The following is a 13,789-nucleotide window of genomic DNA, read 5'->3' as shown; positions in this document are numbered from 1 at the left end:
TACCTTTGTTCAAGGTTTCGGTGAGCGCACTCATTAACGCACTTTTTGTTTCATAGGCGCCAGGGAGCTTGGCTGTTTTATTAGCAATCACTTTCTTGAGCTCATCTTCAGTGGCCGGTTTATCACCTTCGTACTGATTGTACTCTTTAAGGATCTCCTCAATCGATTCGGTTGTTTTATCGATTTGCACAGGTGCTAATGCGATTAACAAACCAGGGCCCTCAGAGTCTAACCAGATTGAACGAGCACCATAAGACCAACCTTTGTCTTCACGCAGGTTCATATTAAGACGGCTTGTAAATGAGCCACCTAAAATGGTGTTGGTCACGTCAATCAAATCCGCTTTTGCAGTAGTGCCGGACGGTGCTAATTGACCGGCAATAATCAACGACTGTGGTGTACCTGGCTGATCAATCAAGAATACACGCGATTCTGAGCGAGGCGCTGGCGTATCAAGTTGCTTAGTCGGTACCGCGGTTGTCGGTGCTTGCCACTCGCTGAATGCCTTCTCAAGCAAAGGCTTGATTTCAGCCTCAGTGGTATCGCCAACGATAACCAATTTTGCATTGTCTGGACGTAACCAAGTATCTACGTATGACACTAAATCGTCGCGCGTTAACGCTTTAATTGAGTCAATCGTGCCTGACCCCGTTAGCGGCTGACTATATGCATGGTTTTCGTCGAACATTAAGCCTGGTAAAACGCGTAGCGCTTGCGATTGTGGACGCGCCTGTTCCTTGCGAATATTTTCGATCCAGTTAGCACGTTTACGCTCGATCTCATCCTCAGCAAAGGTTGGGCGTTGTAATACCTCATCCATGAGGTTCAGGCTCTCGCCCAAATTAACGGTGAGCGTATCTAGCGAAATGGTTGACGTATCTAACCCCGCACGTGTTGATAATTGCGTACCTAAACTCTCTAGACGCGCGGCAAGCTCCATCGATGAGTAGTTTTCAGTGCCTTCGTTGAGCATATCCATCGCAAAGCTCGCGGTACCCGACTTTTTACCTGCATCCGCGGCATAACCGGCATCAAAGCTCAAAGAAAGCTCTACGGTTGGTGTGTCGTGGCGTTCGGTTAAGTAGACTTCAAGCCCATTTGATAAAGTGAATTGCTGAAGCTCAGGTAGTTCAAGTTGTGGTAGGTCACCCACATCCGGTAACTGACTGCGATCACTCATGCTCTCGCCAGCAGTATAGTCAGGTTGTGGCTCCACAAATAGGGTAAAGTCACCGCTGCTTAACCACTCATTTGCCGTAGTTTGAAGATCCGCCGTTGAGGCGCTCTCGACCCAGTCCATTTCTTGGGCGTAAAAACCTGGATCGCCATGATAGACTGCGCCTGACGCAAGGATATCGGACTTACCGCCGAAACCACCCACTTTCTCAGCTTGGCGAACGAAAGATGCCATGGTTGAAAAGCGTGTGCGATTAAGTTCCTCTTGAGTCGGTCCATCGGCGAGTAGCTTGTTCAACTCTTCGTTAATGATGCTTTCGATGCGTTCAAGCTCAACACCTTGCTTGGCGTCTGCAATCACCATAAATTGGCCTGCAACGTCACGCGCATATTGGAAGCTAGATACACTGGTCGCGATCTGCTCATCATAAACGAGGCGTTGGTACAAACGTGAGTTTTTACCGCCGGCCAAGATATCTGAGAGCAGTGATAGATATTCAGAGTCTTCTGTTCCCATCGGAGGGGTGTTCCACACTTTATAAATACGTGATGATGGGACGTTATCTTCCATCACAGCGCGTTTGCTTTCATCACGTTTAGCTATCCATTGCTCCGTCTTCTTAATCGCTTTACCCGGCGCAATGTCACCAAAGTATTTTTGCATTTTTGCTTTAGCGGTCTCGACATCGATATCACCCGCTAATACAACAACCGCATTGGCTGCGCCGTAGTAATCTTTAAACCACTGGTGGACGTCATCCAAGCTCGCTGCATTCAAATCTTCCATAGAGCCAATGACAGACCATGAATAAGGGTGGCCTTCTGGAAAGGTTTGTTCAGCCAAATAGCCCCAAACCCGACCATAAGGTTGTGCTTCACCTTGGCGTTTTTCGTTCTGCACCACACCGCGCTGCTCATCTAGCTTATCCTGTGTAATAGCGCCGAGTAGGTGACCCATGCGATCGGATTCCATCCACAGTGCCATATCTAAGGCTGGGGTCGGTACATTCTCAAAATAGTTAGTGCGATCGTTATTGGTGGTGCCGTTCATCTCGGTCGCGCCAGCACGTTCAAACGGACCGAAATACTCGTCATCATAGTTTTCAGAACCGTTGAACATTAAGTGCTCAAACAGATGAGCAAAACCTGTCTTGCCTACTTTTTCGTCTTTCGAGCCGACGGAATACCATACGTTGACAGCAACGATCGGGGCTTTTCGGTCTTCATGAACGACAACGGTTAAACCATTATCGAGCGTAAATGTCTCGTAATTGATATCAACTTGAGGTAGGTTTTGCTGTTGTACAGCAACTGTTTGTGTGTTTTCACGTTCAGCAGAGGTCGCTTGACAGCCCCCCAGCAATACGGATGCAACGGCCATCGCCGTGAGCGTTTTTACCATTTTCATGTTGTGTCATCCTAATTGTTGTATGTTACATCACTATATTAAACAGCGTTAAATGAACTATGTAGCTTTAGATGTTTAAAAATTGTAACTAAATTAGACAAAATGGATTTTAATGCAAGGGTTTTAATTAGCGGTGGAATCAAGGATAATTGCGCGCGGTCAGAGAGGTTACAAGGAAATGACAGGGTTGTGAGTAAAACGACAGTTATTGCTATTGCGGGGGCATCGGCCTCGGGTAAGAGTCTTTTTGCATCGACAGTTTATCAGGAACTGGTTGCAGAGTTAGGTAGTGACGGCATTGCGATTTTAGCCGAAGATGCATACTACAGAGACCAAAGCCACATGACGATGGAGCAGCGCGTGTTGACGAACTATGATCAACCGTCTGCATTTGAACATGACTTACTAAAGCAGCATATTCGCGATCTGCGTGATGGCAAAGCCGTCGAAATGCCGCAATATAGTCATACCACTCACACGCGACTGCCTGAGAGTATTCCTGTAGCCCCGGCGAAAGTCATTATGGTTGAGGGCATTTTACTCCTGACAGATCCTTCTTTAAGAGAAGAGTTCGATATCTCGGTATTCATGGATACGCCTCTTGATATTTGCTTACTGCGCCGTATTAAGCGCGATATCGAAGAGCGTGGTCGCAATTTGCAATCGGTCACAGAACAATATGAAAAATATGTTCGTCCAGCCTTCTTCGACCATATATTTCCTTCCAAGCAGTATGCTGATCTCGTAGTAACCCGAGGCGGGCGAAACGAAATTGCGATTGATATAATAAAAACAAAAATACGCCAGCTGCTGGCTGAATAACTCACGGTCCTTTATGAATAGTTTACTTGGCATTGCCGTTATTTTCTTCGTTGCTTTCTTATTGTCCACTAACCGCAGAGCCATTCGCTGGCGCACGGTTATTGGCGCATTTTCGATTCAACTTTTACTTGCTTGTTTTGTACTGTATGTACCGGTCGGACGAGAAATGTTATTTGGCTTTGCCCAAGGCGTTTCGACAGTGATTGGCTACACTGGAGCGGGCATTAACTTTCTATTTGGCTCGCTTGCCAGTGAAGACTTTGGTTTTGTTTTCGCGATTCAAGTATTGAGTGTCATTGTTTTCTTCTCATCGCTTATTTCGGTGCTTTACTATTTAGGCATTATGAAGTGGGTTATTAAAATTTTAGGCGGCGGGTTGCAACGCTTGCTTAATACCAGCCGTCCCGAATCGATGTCTGCTGCAGCAAATATTTTTGTTGGCCAGACTGAAGCGCCGATGATGGTGCGGCCATTTATCGGCACGATGACGCGTTCAGAGTTATTTGCTGTGATGGTCGGGGGCATGTCTTCTGTATCGGGTTCCGTATTAGCGGGTTATGCTGGTGTGGGGGTAGAGCTGAAGTATTTGATTGCTGCGAGCTTTATGGCTGCGCCCGCCGGTTTTTTAATGGCCAAGATGATGATTCCGGAAACGGAAAAACCACGCAATGACCTGACCGAAGTCGAGGTTGATGATCAATCGGCTAACGTGATTGATGCGGCGGCAACAGGAGCTTCAAGCGGTCTACAACTAGCGATGAACGTCGGGGCTATGTTGCTGGCGTTTGTGGCACTAATTGCACTGGTAAACGGTATATTTGGCTGGGTCGGTGGCTGGTTTGGTTATCCCGAGCTGACTTTACAAGAAATATTTGGTTATGTATTTCAGCCAGTCGCCTATGTTTTAGGCGTGAGCTGGGATGAAGCACAGCTGGCCGGTAGTTTTATCGGACAAAAGCTGGTGATCAACGAATTTGTTGCTTACCTTGATTTCGTTAATTACAAAGATCAGTTGAGTGAGCATTCGCAAGTTATCATTACCTTTGTTCTGTGCGGTTTTGCAAACTTCTCCTCGATTGCTATTTTGCTTGGTGGTCTCGGTGGTATGGCTCCGAGTCGACGTCACGATATCGCACGATTAGGTATGCGCGCTTTATTAGCGGCAACGCTCGCTAATATGATGAGTGCAGCCATTGCAGGCTTCTTTATCGGACTAAGCTAGCATGTGATTGATACGAATCAAAAAGCCGGCTGTTAAGCCGGCTTTTTTGTGTCTAAAGGTTAGCGTGGTTAGCTTCGGTCGCGGATCATGCCTTCTTGTATTGTCGATGCAACTAAGGTGCCTTCACGGTTAAATAGTTGACCGCGAACTAAGCCGCGAGCACCACTCGCGGAAGGACTGTCAATCGCATATAGTAGCCAATCATCCATGCGAAAATCACGATGAAACCACATCGCATGGTCGATGGTCGCGACCTGCATTTTGGGTTGGGCGAAACTCTTACCGTGTGGCTGTAATGCGGTGGGCAAAAAGTTAAAGTCCGAAGCGTAGGCGAGTAAGTATTTGTGCACGCGAGGGTCATCAGGCATGGCGCCATTAGCGCGCAGCCAAACGTAACGTTTCGGCTCGTCTTTTTCGGGTTTAAATGGATTGTATGAGGTAACAAAGCGCATTTCGATGGGCTTTTCGCTGATGAATTTGTTACGCAGCGGTGCAGGGATCAGTTCTTCGTGTTCACGATAAATATCAATGTCCGAGACTAACCCTTCAGGACCGGGAACATCAGGCATCGCGTCTTGGTGCTCAAAGCCCTCTTCATGTTGTTGGAAAGATGCTGTCATGTAAAAAATTGCTTTGCCGTGTTGAATCGCTTTAACCCGACGAGTGGAAACACTGTTGCCGTCGCGAATAACCTCGACATCATAAACGATAGGTTTCTTTGCATCGCCCGGGCGCAAGAAGTAGCTGTGAAATGAATGACAAAGACGTTCAGGAGGTAAAGTTTCTTTAGCCGCTGATAAGGCTTGACCGATCACTTGACCACCAAATACCGCGCCAAAGCCCAGATCTTGACTGTTTCCACGGTATAAACCTTGTTCAATTGTTTCCAAGCGAAGTAAATCAAGGAGGTTATCCAATACTTGGCTCATTGCCTATTTCCTTTGTTTATGATTAATATCAATGCAGTTAGTTTAACGAAATGATCTGATTTAGTCTTTAATCACTACTTATATAGACACAATTATTCGTAAAAATAGATGGTTATGAGTGAAATTTGAGCGCTTGTTGGTAGCTCTTTACAGCGCAATATGTTTGCATAAATTAAAAGGCTTGGTTGAACCTAGCCTCATTGACTATATTAATAAAAACCTATCAGCTTAACTAACGCAAGAGCGAACGGGAGAGTACTATGTCAGGCAAAGACAGTCTGAATACGTTAAGTACATTGGATGTTAATGGTAACTCGTACGAGTATTACAGTTTACCGAAAGCAGCCAAGGAGCTCGGCAATATCGATAAATTGCCCGCTTCAATGAAAGTACTGTTAGAAAATCTACTTCGTAACGAAGATGGGGAAACCGTCACTCGTGAAGACCTTTCTGCAATGGCGGACTGGTTGAAAGAGCGCAAAATTGATCGCGAAATCCAATATCGTCCAGCACGTGTCCTAATGCAGGATTTTACAGGCGTGCCAGGCATTGTTGATTTGGCAGCGATGCGTGATGCGGTCAGTAACGCAGGGCAGAACCCTGAACAAATCAATCCGCTCTCGCCTGTCGACTTGGTTATTGATCACTCAGTGATGGTTGATAAGTACGCGTCCCCCGAGGCGTTCAAAGAAAACGTTCGCATCGAGATGGAGCGTAATAAAGAGCGCTATGAGTTCCTTCGTTGGGGGCAGAAAGCGTTTGAAAACTTCCGCGTTGTACCGCCAGGCACCGGCATTTGTCACCAAGTCAACCTTGAGTATCTCGGTAAGAGTGTCTGGACCAAAGAAGAAAATGGTAAAACCGTCGCGTACCCAGATACGTTGGTAGGTACGGATTCACACACCACCATGATCAACGCGCTTGGCGTGTTAGGCTGGGGTGTTGGCGGCATCGAGGCCGAAGCCGCCATGCTCGGGCAACCGGTTTCAATGTTGATTCCAGAAGTCGTCGGTTTCCGTATGACGGGCAAATTGAATGAAGGTGTGACGGCAACTGACTTAGTGTTGACGGTAACGCAAATGCTGCGCGAGAAAGGCGTGGTTGGTAAATTCGTTGAGTTTTATGGTCCAGGTTTGGATAACTTGCCACTGGCAGACCGTGCAACCATTTCAAACATGTCGCCAGAATACGGTGCGACCTGTGGCTTTTTCCCAGTGGATGAAGAAACTATCAACTACATGCGTTTGTCAGGTCGTGATGAAGAGACGCTGGCGCTGGTTGAGTCCTACTGTAAAGAGCAAGGCTTGTGGCGTAGCAATGACAACGAGCCAGAGTTTACTGATACGCTTGAGTTGGATCTGAGTGAAGTGCGCGCATCGCTTGCGGGACCTAAGCGTCCACAAGACCGTGTGAACATGGAGCAACTGGGTAGCAACTTTGATCTTATCTTAGAGACTAACGGTAAAGCCAACGAAAAAGATAAGTCGGTTCCGGTGAAAGGCCAAGACTTTGAGCTTTCTCACGGCGATGTTGTGATAGCTGCAATTACGTCCTGTACCAATACATCAAACCCCAGTGTGTTGATGGCGGCAGGTTTGCTCGCTAAGAAAGCGGTTGAAAAAGGTCTTATTCGCCAGCCTTGGGTTAAGTCTTCATTTGCGCCAGGCTCTAAAGTGGTAACTGACTACTTGGCGAAAGCCGGTCTGACGCCGTACCTTGAAGAGCTTGGCTTCCATCTAGTTGGCTACGGCTGTACTACATGTATCGGTAACTCAGGTCCGTTAGATGACGAGATCAGTGATGCGATCAACGAGGGTGATTTGACGGTATCGTCAGTGCTATCGGGGAACCGTAACTTTGAAGGTCGTGTTCACCCCGATGTGAAAGCAAACTGGTTGGCTTCGCCACCGTTGGTCGTGGCTTATGCGTTATCAGGTACCACGCGTACCGATCTGAGCAAAGATCCGCTCGGTAAAGATAAAGACGGTAACGATGTGATGTTAAAAGACATCTGGCCAAGCAGTTCTGAAATTGCCGAAGCCGTTAAGACGGTTGATAACGAAATGTTCCGTAAGGAATATGGCGAAGTCTTTAAAGGTGATGAAGAGTGGCGTTCTATTAAAGTCGCGGAAGGTAAAACCTACGATTGGCAGGATGATTCAACCTATGTGAAAAATCCACCATTCTTTGACGACATTAATGAGCCGTTGGCTGATCCAAGCGACATCGAAGATGCCAATGTGCTTGCAGTGTTTGCTGACTCGATCACGACTGACCATATCTCACCAGCCGGTTCGATCAAACCGGACTCGCCAGCAGGTCGTTACCTGCAAGAAAATGGTGTAGAAGTGAAAGACTTTAACTCGTACGGCTCTCGTCGTGGTAATCACGAGGTCATGATGCGCGGTACCTTTGGTAACATTCGCATCAAAAACCAAATGCTTGATGGCGTTGAAGGTGGTTTCACCAAGTACATTCCGACTGGCGAGGAAATGTCGATTTACGATGCAGCAATGAAGTACATCGAGAACGACACGCCGTTGGTTGTGCTCGCCGGTAAAGAGTACGGTACTGGCTCAAGCCGTGACTGGGCAGCGAAAGGTACGCGGTTATTGGGTGTCAAAGCCGTGATTGCCGAAAGTTATGAGCGGATCCACCGCTCTAACCTGATTGGTATGGGTGTCTTACCGTTGCAGTTTGAAGACGGTCAAGGCGTTGAAGCGCATGGCTTGACAGGCGATGAAACCATCTCAATCAAAGGTTTAAATAAAGACCTTAAACCAGGGCAGATGCTCGATGTCGTTGCGAAAGGTAAAGATGGCAAGGAAGTAGAATTCCAAGCTAAATGCCGCATTGATACTTCAAATGAGATGAAGTACTACAAGAACGGCGGTATCTTGCATTACGTACTGCGTCAAATGCTCGAAAAGAAATAAGCACTTGATAGCGACAAAAAAGCCGCCCGCACATTCTATGCGGGCGGCTTTTTTTTTTGAGAGTAAGCAGGCTAGATGTTGAGTGAACGCCCGCCATCAACCTTAATTGACTCACCCGTAAGGAAGGGATTGTCGCGTAAAAACTTGACCGTCTCTATCATCGGCTGCAAACCGCCTTCAACATTCAGTGGTGTTTCGGACATAACCTTCTGACGATGCGCGTCATCGTGGTCGGGTAAAAAGAGAATCGGACCCGGTTGGATGGCATTGACCCGAATTTTGGGCGCTAAAGTTTTAGCAAACCCTTGCGTCATATTCGCTAGCGCAGCTTTTGCGCCGCAGTAAGCAATATAGCTCGGTGAAGGACTGTCAGTGTAGATATCAGTGATATTCACCACCAAAGGGTTATCACTGTGCTCGAGTAGCGACTGAAGTCCAGTAATGAGTAAGTAAGGAGCTACCGCGTGAACATTATAAACGGCCGCTAGTGCGTCGGTGTCGCTATCAACAGTCTCGTTATCAAAAAAGCACGATGCATTGTTGACTAACATATCGAGCGTATCGGTCTTTTTTTTAATCTGCTCAATCAATGACTGTACCGCGCTAGGCTCGTTAAAATCGGCTTGTAAAGGAGTCGCACCGCGCTGTTCGAGCGCCTCAACTCCGTTTTTAGAGCTGTTGTAATGGGCGAACACTTGATAGCCCTCGTCAATGAGGTGGTTGGCTAGCTCATAGCCAAAGCGTCGGCCAGCACCAGTAATCAGCACATTCTTTGCCATGATTATCCTTCCTTCAGTTCGTAAGCAATCTCTTGTAAATAAGTAGGTACCTCGGGCTGTTCATCAAAGGGGCCGAGGATATCGATATCAATTGTACGATCTTTGATACTGCGATTCGGGTCGTCACGGTCACGCCCGAGTTGCTCTTCAATTTCGTTAAAACGTTGTTTTAATTGCTGAGCTGTCAGGGTTGTTTCGATAGTGAATAATGCATTCAGAAAAGGGTGCGGTGTATCGATATCAACAGGACGGGTAAGAATGTCGCGTGTAAATGCCAGTTCATCAGAGATTTGATGCAGGTAATGCTTAGCACGAGAAAAGTGGAGTTCTGGTTCGATATTTGAGCCTAAACTACATAAATACTTCATAGATTAACTTTGTGGTTGATTACATTGAAAGATTATACGCAATTCAAAACTAATTGGTTTGTATCAAGTTATCTGATTTTATTGAAATTAGCGAATTGTTAAGAATTATGTATCAATGCGTCATACTCAGCCAGTTAAGTTGAAAAGCCCGAGAACCGCTGATAGGCTGAAATTTGTGTCAAAGATAATAAGAACTCATGCTATGACAAGCTTTCAGGTGTGGCTGAAAAGCTATAACAAAGCGCTATTTGCGTTGTTATCTATATTAATATCTTGTTCGGCGGTGGCGCAGAGCGAGGATACCGTCGTGCTTTCTGGACCTGTCGAGAAAGTGCGTGCGGGCTATTTCGTCGTTGAGCTCGATCACGTCTCGCCGACATTACGCCCCTTGTCACTCCAAGTGAGTCAATCCAAGTCTTTTGCGAGCTTACTGCAGACCGTGCCAATCATGGGCAACTTCAACCAAGTGACCCTGACAGGGTTCGAATCAGGTCATTATTATATTCGCGCCGTGCATCAACAGCGCGTGGTCAGCCAAACGGCGATTGAAGTCACTGTTGAGCACTATCCGATTTGGCAGGCGTTGACACTGTTTGTGTTGGGCGCATTGCTATTTCTATTATTGTTGCTGACATTAATTATGGGACACAAGAAGGCGGAAGCTAATGACTGAATTTGCGCTGGATACACAGACTGCACTGTTCATTATCGTTGGCTTTGCCTTGGTGTGGATTGCTTTTGGTGTTTGGCTGGGGCGAAAGAATAAGTCTCATGAGGACTTTGCGCTAGCCGGGCGGAATGTTGGTTTTGCGTTCGCAGCGGCAACCGCCATGGCGACATGGGTGACGAGCAATACAACCTTGGTGGCGCCTCAACTCACTTATCAGTTAGGTGTATGGGGTATGGTCGGGTACTCCTTTGCTGCGTTGGGATTGTTGTTATTTGCGCCGATGGCTAAACGAATTAAACAATTGCTGCCGCAAGGTTACACATCGGGCGACTTTGTCCGATTGCGCTATGGTCGCTTCGCTTGGGCCGTGTTCTTGGTAATTTCTGTGGTGTATGCCTTTGGTTGGCTGGTGAGCCTCGGTATGGCGGGCGGTATTCTACTCGAAGCACTAAGCGGCTTGGATTATTACATTGGCATGACGATTATTTTGGCGATGTGTGTGGGCTACACGTTATTTGGCGGCTTACGCGCAGTTATTGCTACCGACTTTATTCAAGCCTTAATTATTATCGTCGGTGTTGCTGTCGTGGCTTATTGGTTGATCGATAACGTGGGCTTAACCAGTATACATACAGAGCTGAGTGAAGCGCACCCGCAGCTATTAGATCTGCTATTTCCCGCCGCTGTGATGTTTTTGTTTAATAATATATTTTTCGGATTGGGAGAAATTTTTCACTCAAATGTGTGGTGGTCGCGAGCCTTGTCCTTTCGTAAGGATGTCGCATACAAAGCTTATTTAACCGGTGGCTTGTTGTGGCTACCGATTCCAGTTGTGACTGGATTCATTGCATTGGCCGCGCCACAACTGGGCATATTTCCGGCATCGGCCGATATGATAGGGCCGGCGGTTGCTGCATCGGTGCTCGGCAAAACAGGTGCCATACTGGTATTTATTGTTGTGTTCTCGGCGTTGGCGTCTAGTCTTGACTCTTTGCTGGCGGCCTCGTCTGACTTAGTCACTCAGGATATCTATCATAAGTTAATTAAGAAGAACGCATCTGATCAGCAACTGATGCGATTTAATCGGTACTGCTTGCTCGGCATTGGCGTGATGACCTGGCTCTTGTGCTTGCCGCGAATAGCGACCTTGGGTGCGCTGTTAAACTTTGCGGGAGCTTTTGTCGCAAGCACCATTTGGCCTATCGTGATAGGGCTTTACTGGCGACGTCTGCAAGGGACTTTCGCTGGAATAGCTATGGCGGCAGGTACGATAGCCGGGCTGATCGCTTATTTTTGGATTGGATTTTACGTCGCAGCATTAGTGTCTTGTGCTGTGTCAGGCCTGATTTGTGCAATTGGCATTGTATTCAACAAACGTCAGTTTTCGTGGCATGAATTGCAGGAGAATGGGCAATGATTATTTCAGAAACTGCATTTTATTTATTGGTCACGGGGGCGCTTATACTCACGGTATTGGCGCCGGTGGTACTCATCGGTTTGTTTTTAAAAGATTATTTTTCTAAATCAATATGGTAACTGTATGAATATAAAGGATGTTTCCTTTGAGCGGGACAGACCTGACGTGTGCGGCGACGCACATCCCAAAGCATTGCTAAGAGCGATTCAAGAGGATGGTGATTACCTGTTGAAACTGGCTAATCAACACATTGTTTCGTCGGATCAGTTTACACAAAATGGTATGTTGCAGTTGTTTCGACTCGCAGCAAAGTACGAGGCCAATCCACGACGTTTTAGCACGTCGTTGCAGGGCAAAATCTTAATTTCTGCCTTCTATGAGCCGAGTACGCGCACGCGACTCTCATTTGAGAGTGCTTGGCACCGTTTAGGCGGCGATATTATGTCGATCACTGATCGCTCTACTACTGGGATTGCTAAGGGAGAATGCCTCGCCGATGTCGCTGAAATGTTTAATAACTATGGCGACTGTGTCGTACTAAGAGATAACAACGAGTCCTCGTTAGAGGAAATGATCGATTCGTTGAGAATACCGATCATCAATGCAGGTAATGGATGTGATGAGCATCCAACGCAGGCGCTAGCTGACCTTTATGCCTTGTTTAAATGGAAGCCAGAACTAACGACAGCCGATGCTAAGCAACACGCGGTGAGTGTGGGTATTATTGGTGTCCCCAATAGAATGCGAACTGTTAGGAGCCTGATAAAAAGTTTACTCAAATTTCCGGATGCGATTAAAGAGTTGGTCATTATTCATGATGACTCTGTATCAGAGCATCTATTTGCTGAACAGCAAAGAGAGCAGATAGAGCAAGCAGGCATTTATGTGCGGACGTCGACAGGTTTGAATGCAACGTTGCCAGATATCGATGTAGTCTACATCAATGCGATATCCTGGGAGGGAGAGACATTCAATACGTATGGTAAGTCGTTTAGTTTGGATGCACAGTCGCCTTTGAAAGAAGACGCTATTATTTTACACCCATTGGCTCGTGGACCTGAGCTTGCAACGGATCTCGATCATACACCGCATAACTGGTATTTCAGCCAAGCTCGAGGTGCGGTGTTTTTGAGGATGGCGCTACTTACGTGTATGGTTCAACGCGCTGAGCGCGTTATCGATGTCGTATAACACAAGGAAAAACGAAGATGTGCGGAATTGCTGGAGTATTCAATCACCGCGTCAATGATCCTATCGACGCTCAGACCTTGGTCAATATGGCTGCGATAATGCATCATCGGGGTCCTGATGGATATGGCTATCACATACAATCGGAGCAGGGGATTGGTTTTAGTCATGCTCGGTTATCGATTATTGACTTAAATGAAGAGCGTGCTAAGCAACCTTTTTTGTCTGCTGATGAACGACTGATGCTAACTCACAACGGTGAGTTTTATGATTTCAAACGTATTCGAGCCGATTTGACGGCACGGGGGGCGCGTTTTCGAACGAAAAGCGATTCTGAAATCGTACTTCATCTATTTGAACGCTATGGCCTCGAAGCCACATTAAAGGAGCTACGGGGTGAGTTTGCATTTGGCTTGTATGATAAAGACGAAGATGCACTTTATTTAGTGCGTGACCGTTTTGGTATTAAGCCCCTTTACTGGACTGAGACAGACGAAGGTGTCGTTTTTGGATCGGAGTTGAAAGTGCTATTCGCTCATCCGCAAGTAAAGCGGGCGTTTTCTGCTGAGGGCTTATACCACCAACTGATTCAAGTGATGGTGCCCGGTTCAACGGCATTTGAAGGAGTTCATCAAGTGCAGCCTGGGCAAGTGGTTAAAATCAAACGTAATAAGGGCACACTCAATATCGATACGCTGAAGTACTGGGACGTGGATTTTCCTAATGAACACGACTACCCCGGTGATGAGGTCGATGAAACAGAATATGTCGAGGGCGTGCGTGAAAAGCTCTTAGAGGCGGTACAGCATCGTATGACCGCTGATGTACCCGTAGGCTGTTATCTCTCGGGAGGCATCGATTCATGTTCGATTTT

At 46.8% G+C, this 13,789-nt stretch carries 12 protein-coding genes; 8 read left to right on the top strand and 4 right to left on the bottom strand.

All coding sequences use genetic code 11. From position 1 onward, the window contains the following. The coding region (locus ABNS04_RS11110) for a pitrilysin family protein (RefSeq protein ID WP_348671489.1) at positions 1-2,584 on the bottom strand (2,584 nt) is incomplete at its 3' end. A 189-nt stretch (positions 2,585-2,773) separates the two neighbouring features. Between ABNS04_RS11110 and udk the strand changes: the two genes are divergently transcribed. Together udk and ABNS04_RS11100 are read left to right on the top strand one after the other, a co-directional pair. Beyond that, positions 2,774-3,406, top strand: coding sequence for a uridine kinase (udk, locus tag ABNS04_RS11105; protein ID WP_006955552.1), 633 nt, complete (start codon positions 2,774-2,776; stop codon positions 3,404-3,406). A gap of 13 nt (positions 3,407-3,419) precedes the next feature. Further along, positions 3,420-4,628: a NupC/NupG family nucleoside CNT transporter gene (locus ABNS04_RS11100; RefSeq protein WP_006955551.1), complete on the top strand. Its 1,209-nt coding sequence runs from the start codon at positions 3,420-3,422 to the stop codon at positions 4,626-4,628. Between the two features lie 68 nt (positions 4,629-4,696). On the opposite strand, the gene tesB is transcribed toward ABNS04_RS11100, so the two are convergent. Next, a complete protein-coding gene (tesB, locus tag ABNS04_RS11095) occupies positions 4,697-5,557 on the bottom strand; it encodes an acyl-CoA thioesterase II (protein WP_006955550.1) in 861 nt (286 codons plus the stop codon). Positions 5,558-5,817: 260 nt separating this feature from the next. Between tesB and acnA the strand changes: the two genes are divergently transcribed. Next, positions 5,818-8,493 (top strand): aconitate hydratase AcnA, encoded by a 2,676-nt coding sequence (acnA, locus tag ABNS04_RS11090; protein WP_006955549.1) that lies wholly within the window; start codon positions 5,818-5,820, stop codon positions 8,491-8,493. A gap of 71 nt (positions 8,494-8,564) precedes the next feature. Here acnA and ABNS04_RS11085 read toward each other — a convergent pair whose 3' ends face one another. Then, positions 8,565-9,272 carry an SDR family NAD(P)-dependent oxidoreductase gene (locus tag ABNS04_RS11085; protein ID WP_272978011.1) on the bottom strand — a complete coding sequence of 236 codons (708 nt, stop codon included), beginning with the start codon at positions 9,270-9,272 and terminating at the stop codon, positions 8,565-8,567. A gap of 2 nt (positions 9,273-9,274) precedes the next feature. Further along, entirely contained in the window at positions 9,275-9,640 is a 366-nt protein-coding gene (gene folK, locus ABNS04_RS11080) for a 2-amino-4-hydroxy-6-hydroxymethyldihydropteridine diphosphokinase (protein WP_272978012.1), read from the bottom strand. Positions 9,641-9,842: 202 nt separating this feature from the next. Here folK and ABNS04_RS11075 point away from each other — a divergent pair, with 202 nt between their 5' ends. From ABNS04_RS11075 to asnB, 5 genes are all read left to right on the top strand, one after another. Next, positions 9,843-10,313, top strand: a complete 471-nt coding sequence (locus ABNS04_RS11075) for a hypothetical protein (RefSeq protein ID WP_272978013.1) — start codon at positions 9,843-9,845, stop codon at positions 10,311-10,313. Then, entirely contained in the window at positions 10,306-11,727 is a 1,422-nt protein-coding gene (locus ABNS04_RS11070) for a sodium:solute symporter family protein (protein WP_272978014.1), read from the top strand. The genes ABNS04_RS11075 and ABNS04_RS11070 overlap by 8 nt, the downstream gene beginning before the upstream one ends. Then, entirely contained in the window at positions 11,724-11,846 is a 123-nt protein-coding gene (locus ABNS04_RS11065) for a hypothetical protein (RefSeq protein WP_006955544.1), read from the top strand. The genes ABNS04_RS11070 and ABNS04_RS11065 overlap by 4 nt, the downstream gene beginning before the upstream one ends. Before the next feature lie 4 nt (positions 11,847-11,850). Then, positions 11,851-12,918: an aspartate carbamoyltransferase gene (locus ABNS04_RS11060; RefSeq protein ID WP_272978015.1), complete on the top strand. Its 1,068-nt coding sequence runs from the start codon at positions 11,851-11,853 to the stop codon at positions 12,916-12,918. A gap of 17 nt (positions 12,919-12,935) precedes the next feature. Next, positions 12,936-13,789 (top strand): asparagine synthase (glutamine-hydrolyzing) (asnB, locus tag ABNS04_RS11055; RefSeq protein WP_348671487.1); only part of this gene is annotated, 854 nt, incomplete at its 3' end.

Origin of the sequence: uncultured Idiomarina sp., from assembly GCF_964010655.1 — a bacterium.
GTDB classification, from domain to species: domain Bacteria; phylum Pseudomonadota; class Gammaproteobacteria; order Enterobacterales; family Alteromonadaceae; genus Idiomarina; species Idiomarina baltica.
The sequence above is the reverse complement of the archived record's forward strand: the minus strand, read 5'-3'. Positions and strand labels throughout refer to the sequence as shown.

Bases quoted from the DNA above. Each gene is read 5' to 3' on its own strand.
- ABNS04_RS11100 (WP_006955551.1), top strand. From the start codon at position 3,420: ATGAATAGTTTACTTGGCATTGCCGTTATTTTCTTCGTTGCTTTCTTA.
- tesB (WP_006955550.1), bottom strand. From the start codon at position 5,557: ATGAGCCAAGTATTGGATAACCTCCTTGATTTACTTCGCTTGGAAACA.
- acnA (WP_006955549.1), top strand. From the start codon at position 5,818: ATGTCAGGCAAAGACAGTCTGAATACGTTAAGTACATTGGATGTTAAT.
- ABNS04_RS11070 (WP_272978014.1), top strand. From the start codon at position 10,306: ATGACTGAATTTGCGCTGGATACACAGACTGCACTGTTCATTATCGTT.
- ABNS04_RS11060 (WP_272978015.1), top strand. From the start codon at position 11,851: ATGAATATAAAGGATGTTTCCTTTGAGCGGGACAGACCTGACGTGTGC.
- ABNS04_RS11085 (WP_272978011.1), bottom strand. From the start codon at position 9,272: ATGGCAAAGAATGTGCTGATTACTGGTGCTGGCCGACGCTTTGGCTAT.
- folK (WP_272978012.1), bottom strand. From the start codon at position 9,640: ATGAAGTATTTATGTAGTTTAGGCTCAAATATCGAACCAGAACTCCAC.
- ABNS04_RS11065 (WP_006955544.1), top strand. From the start codon at position 11,724: ATGATTATTTCAGAAACTGCATTTTATTTATTGGTCACGGGGGCGCTT.
- ABNS04_RS11075 (WP_272978013.1), top strand. From the start codon at position 9,843: ATGACAAGCTTTCAGGTGTGGCTGAAAAGCTATAACAAAGCGCTATTT.